This window comes from Terrisporobacter muris, from assembly GCF_024621905.1.
Taxonomy (GTDB): domain Bacteria; phylum Bacillota; class Clostridia; order Peptostreptococcales; family Peptostreptococcaceae; genus Terrisporobacter; species Terrisporobacter muris.
In genome coordinates, this window is sequence record NZ_JANKBY010000307.1 from 1 (window position 1) to 4,363 (window position 4,363).

4 protein-coding genes are annotated in these 4,363 nt (G+C 29.0%); all 4 read left to right on the forward strand.

Annotated elements, in window-relative coordinates; all coding sequences use genetic code 11:
• Positions 1-86: 86 nt before the first annotated feature.
• The 4 genes from NSA58_RS16645 to NSA58_RS16660 all read left to right on the forward strand — a co-directional run bounded on the left by NSA58_RS16645 (position 87) and on the right by NSA58_RS16660 (position 4,154).
• Positions 87-416 (forward strand): PadR family transcriptional regulator, encoded by a 330-nt coding sequence (locus NSA58_RS16645; protein WP_334291535.1) that lies wholly within the window; start codon positions 87-89, stop codon positions 414-416.
• A 15-nt stretch (positions 417-431) separates the two neighbouring features.
• On the forward strand, positions 432-1,088 hold the full coding sequence (locus NSA58_RS16650; RefSeq protein WP_039677887.1) for a permease prefix domain 1-containing protein: 657 nt from the start codon (positions 432-434) through the stop codon (positions 1,086-1,088).
• Positions 1,088-2,038 (forward strand): DUF4097 family beta strand repeat-containing protein, encoded by a 951-nt coding sequence (locus NSA58_RS16655; RefSeq protein ID WP_074429799.1) that lies wholly within the window; start codon positions 1,088-1,090, stop codon positions 2,036-2,038. The genes NSA58_RS16650 and NSA58_RS16655 overlap by 1 nt, the downstream gene beginning before the upstream one ends.
• Positions 2,039-2,174: 136 nt before the next feature.
• Positions 2,175-4,154 carry a carbohydrate-binding domain-containing protein gene (locus NSA58_RS16660; RefSeq protein WP_257560711.1) on the forward strand — a complete coding sequence of 660 codons (1,980 nt, stop codon included), beginning with the start codon at positions 2,175-2,177 and terminating at the stop codon, positions 4,152-4,154.
• The last annotated feature ends 209 nt before the right edge of the window (positions 4,155-4,363 follow it).

The following is a 4,363-nucleotide window of genomic DNA, read 5'->3' on the forward strand; positions in this document are numbered from 1 at the left end:
TAAGAAAAAACATATTATATTTATATATATACCTTGATAGGCGAAGTATATAAAGTTACTATAATGGTAAAATGAGGAAAAAGGAGATGCTATTCTTGTCAATTACATCAGATTTGCTAAGGGGACATACAGACACCATAATATTAAATGAACTTATAAAAGGTGATAGTTATGGATATGCCATTAATAAAGTAATAAAAGAAAAAACAAATAATCTTTATGAATTAAAAGAAGCTACATTATACTCAGCATTTAGAAGATTAGAAAAAGCTGAGTTAATTACATCGTATTGGGGAAATGAAGGAATAGGAGCTAGAAGAAGATATTATTCAATCACTGAAATGGGAAGACAAATTTATGAACAAAATAAGTTAGATTGGGAAGAAGCTAAAAAAATAATTGATAGTTTAATTTAAGGAGGATAGTATATCATGATTGGAAATTATGAAGGAAAAATAAAAGAATATGTAAATGATTTGTTTGAGAATACTCCAAAAACAAGAAAGTCTGAGGAGTTTAAGGAAGAGCTTTTAGCGAACTTATTAGATAAATATTATGATTTATTGGAAAGTAATATGGATGATGAAAACGCGTATAATAAAGTAATTTCAAATATAGGAAGTATTGATGAATTATTTGATAAAGATCCAGTGCAAATTACAAAGGAAAGCTGGGATAAGAAAAAAAATGCAAAAATTACAGCAATAGCAGTAATGATGTATATATTATGCCCTGTAAGTGTAATAGTTTTTGGAGAAGTTGGATTTGAAACTTTAGGAATTGTAGTAATGTTTTTATTAATAGCATGTGCTACAGGGCTTTTAATTTATAACAATATGACAAAGCCACAATATTTAAAACAAGATGATACTTTAGTAGAGGACTTTAAAGAATGGAAAAGTACAACTAATAAAAGTAGAAGAGTAAGAAAATCCATTGAAAGTGCTATGTGGGCAATAATTACAGCAATATATTTATTAATAAGTTTTACAACAGGTGCATGGCATATAACGTGGGTAATGTTTATAATAGGTGCAGTTATAGAAAAAGTAATAAGAGCTTATTTTGAATATAAGGAGATAGATTAATGAATGATAAGAATTGGATTAAATTTAGGATGATTGCTTGGTCTATTGTTGCAATTTTGTTGGCTGTAGTATTAGCAATAGGCATAAAAGGATGGGGAGGAAGTACATTTTCAGATAATATTTTTACTAGAGGATTTACACTTTCTAATATGAAAGTGGTAAAAGAATTAAAATTTGATGATATAGATGATATAAAAAATATAAAAACAGATTTTAATACTAGTAATTTAGTTATTACTGAAAATGATGAAGAGAATATAAAAGTAATTGTAAAGTCTAACAAAAAATTGAAAAATAAAAAATATATAAATGCAGAAGTTAGATCACAGACTTTAAATATTGGAGATTTTAACAATAAATCAAGTAGAAATATATTTGGAATATTTAACGGATATTATTTAGAAGTTGAAATGAAAATTCCAAAGTCATATAAGGAAAATATAACCATTAATAATAGAGTCGGTGATATAACTTTTAATTCAGATTTAAATCTGAATAAACTAGATATTAATATTAAAACAGGTGACATCGATGGAAATCAAAAAATAAATTCAAAGAAAATTACTATAGACAGTAAGGTAGGAGATGTTGATTTTAATTCATTAGAAGGAAAAGAGATAGTTATAGATTGTAAAACAGGAGATATTGATATATTAAAATTTAGTGGAAAAGGAAATATAGAATCTAAAGTTGGAGATATTTCTTGTGATATAGAAGATTTAAAGGGTGATTTTAGTATTAAGTCAAAAGTTGGAGATATAGACTTATATATAAATAGAGATTTAAGTTTTAATTTTGAGGGAAACAAAAGTTTTGGTGAAATAGATACAGGTTTAAAATTTAGTAATGTATCACAATCATCAGACTACTTTTTAGGACAGTATGGCGATAATCCAATAAGTCAAATAACAGCAAATGTAAAAACTGGAGATATAAGTATTAATGATTAGCAAAGAAAGAAGGATTAAACTCCTTCTTTTTTACATTAAAGGAAATTTAGATTTTATATATCAATTTAAGATTACTTTAAGATAAGAATGATACTATTTTTCATAAGAAGAAAGACTTTTATAGAGGAGGGAACCTATGAATAAAAAATTAATATCAATATTATCAGTCTTTTCATTATGTGTAAGTATGACGGCATGTTCAAATAAAAGTGATAATACATCTAAAGAAAGTACAAGTAGCAGAACAAATGCTAGTACAGCGACCAACGAAAATGCAACAACATTATTAAGTCAATCAAGTGAAGAAGTGGAAACAATAGAGGATATAGATACCTATATAAAACTAATTGATAATAATACTACAGTGGATGGTAGTGGTATAAAAGTTGATGGAAATATTATTACTATAAATACGGCAGGAACTTATAGCATTAGTGGAAAATTAAGTGATGGACAGATTATAGTAAATACAGATAAAGAGAAGAAGACATATATTCTTTTAGATGGTGTGGATATTACTTGTAAAAATAGCTCACCAATTCAAATATTAAGTTCAAAAAAGACAGTATTTGCTCTAGGAGAAAATAGTGAAAATAAAATCACAGATAGTGAATCATATGATGAATCAGAAAATAATCCGGATGCAGCAATATTTAGTAAAGAAGACCTTACTTTTATAGGAAATGGATCATTGGAGGTTAATGCTAATTACGATAAAGGTATTGTCAGTAAAGATGATTTAATGATAGAAAGTGGGAAAATAAGTGTTAAATCCGTAGGAGATGGAATCAAAGGAAAAGACTCTGTTGTAGTTAGAGGTGGAACGTTAACTATAGATTCTGGTGGAGATGGTATACAAGCATATAACGCAGAGGAAGAAGACAAAGGTTATGTTTCCTTAGAAGGAGGAACAATAAAAATTACAGCAGATCAAGACGGTGTACAAGCTGAAACTAACTTATTAATAGCAGGTGGAAATATAGAAATTTCAACTGGTGGAGGTAGTGCAAATAGTAGTAACAAAGATGGATGGGGACAATGGGGTGGTCAGCAACCAGTAAGACCTGGTGAGCCTATTCAAAACAATACATCTACTGAAAATACAGAAGACAGTACTAGTGCAAAAGCAATTAAAGCAAGTTCTATAATACAATTAGATGATGGAAAAATTAATATAGATTCTTCTGATGACTCAATTCACTCTAACGATAAATTATTAATTAATAATGGTGAAATAGAAATATCTTCAGGAGATGACGGATTACATGCAGATGCTGAGTTAGAGATAAACGGAGGAATTTTAAATATAAATAAGTCTTATGAAGGCATAGAAGGCACAGATATAACTATAAATGATGGAAATATACACGTGGTAGCTAGCGATGATGGTCTGAATGCAGCCGGTGGAGCAGATGGATCATCCACAAATGGAAGACCAGGACAAAATGGTATGCAGTCAACAACGAGTGGAACAGCATCAATAAATGGTGGATACTTAGTTATAGATGCTGATGGAGATGGTTTAGACGCTAATGGGAACTTTACAATTACAGGAGGAACTGCTATAGTAAATGGTCCTACTAATGGGGGTAATGGAGCACTAGACTATGATGGTGAGTTTAACATGAGTGGAGGAACTTTAATTGCAGCAGGAAGTTTAGGAATGGTTCAAACTCCAAGTTCTTCATCTAAACTAAATACTATAAACATAAGCTTAACCTCTCAAGAAGCAAATACTTTAATAAGGGTAGAGTCAGAAGAAGATGATGATGTGGTTACTTTTGCACCTACTAAAATTTACTCATCAGTAGTTATATGCACCTCAAATATAAAATCAAATGAAACATATAAAGTCTATATAGGGGGATCTTGTAGCGGAGAAGAAAAAGATGGATTATATTCAGGAGGAAGCTATACTAAAGGAAGTGAAGTAGGAAGTAGTAAAATTTCAGAGGTTATAACGAATATAACTCAAGATGGTGCATCAAGTAATGATAACAGGACTCAACCTGGAAAAGGTGGTGGAGGAAGAGGCAATGGAATGACATTACCAAATCAATCAGATAACAATGAAAGTACACAACCCAATAATAATGATAGTATGGAAAGTATATAAAAATTATATTTAGAAAAGAACAGATTGCCTAAGGAAACTTCTAAGTTAGGTAATCTTTTTTGTTTACAAATATGTATTTTAACGAAGTGATTAATAAATAATCAAAATATTGTAATATATTGTAAATATATAAATTAAAACTACTATGATAAAATTTAAATAATTACAATATTTGGGGGACATTAGAATGGAATCTATTTATAAGTTTA

What these genes read in the sequence shown, in the direction of transcription:
- NSA58_RS16645 (WP_334291535.1), top strand. Translation starts at nt 87, where the DNA reads ATGCTATTCTTGTCAATTACATCAGATTTGCTAAGGGGACATACAGAC.
- NSA58_RS16655 (WP_074429799.1), top strand. Translation starts at nt 1,088, where the DNA reads ATGAATGATAAGAATTGGATTAAATTTAGGATGATTGCTTGGTCTATT.
- NSA58_RS16660 (WP_257560711.1), top strand. Translation starts at nt 2,175, where the DNA reads ATGAATAAAAAATTAATATCAATATTATCAGTCTTTTCATTATGTGTA.
- NSA58_RS16650 (WP_039677887.1), top strand. Translation starts at nt 432, where the DNA reads ATGATTGGAAATTATGAAGGAAAAATAAAAGAATATGTAAATGATTTG.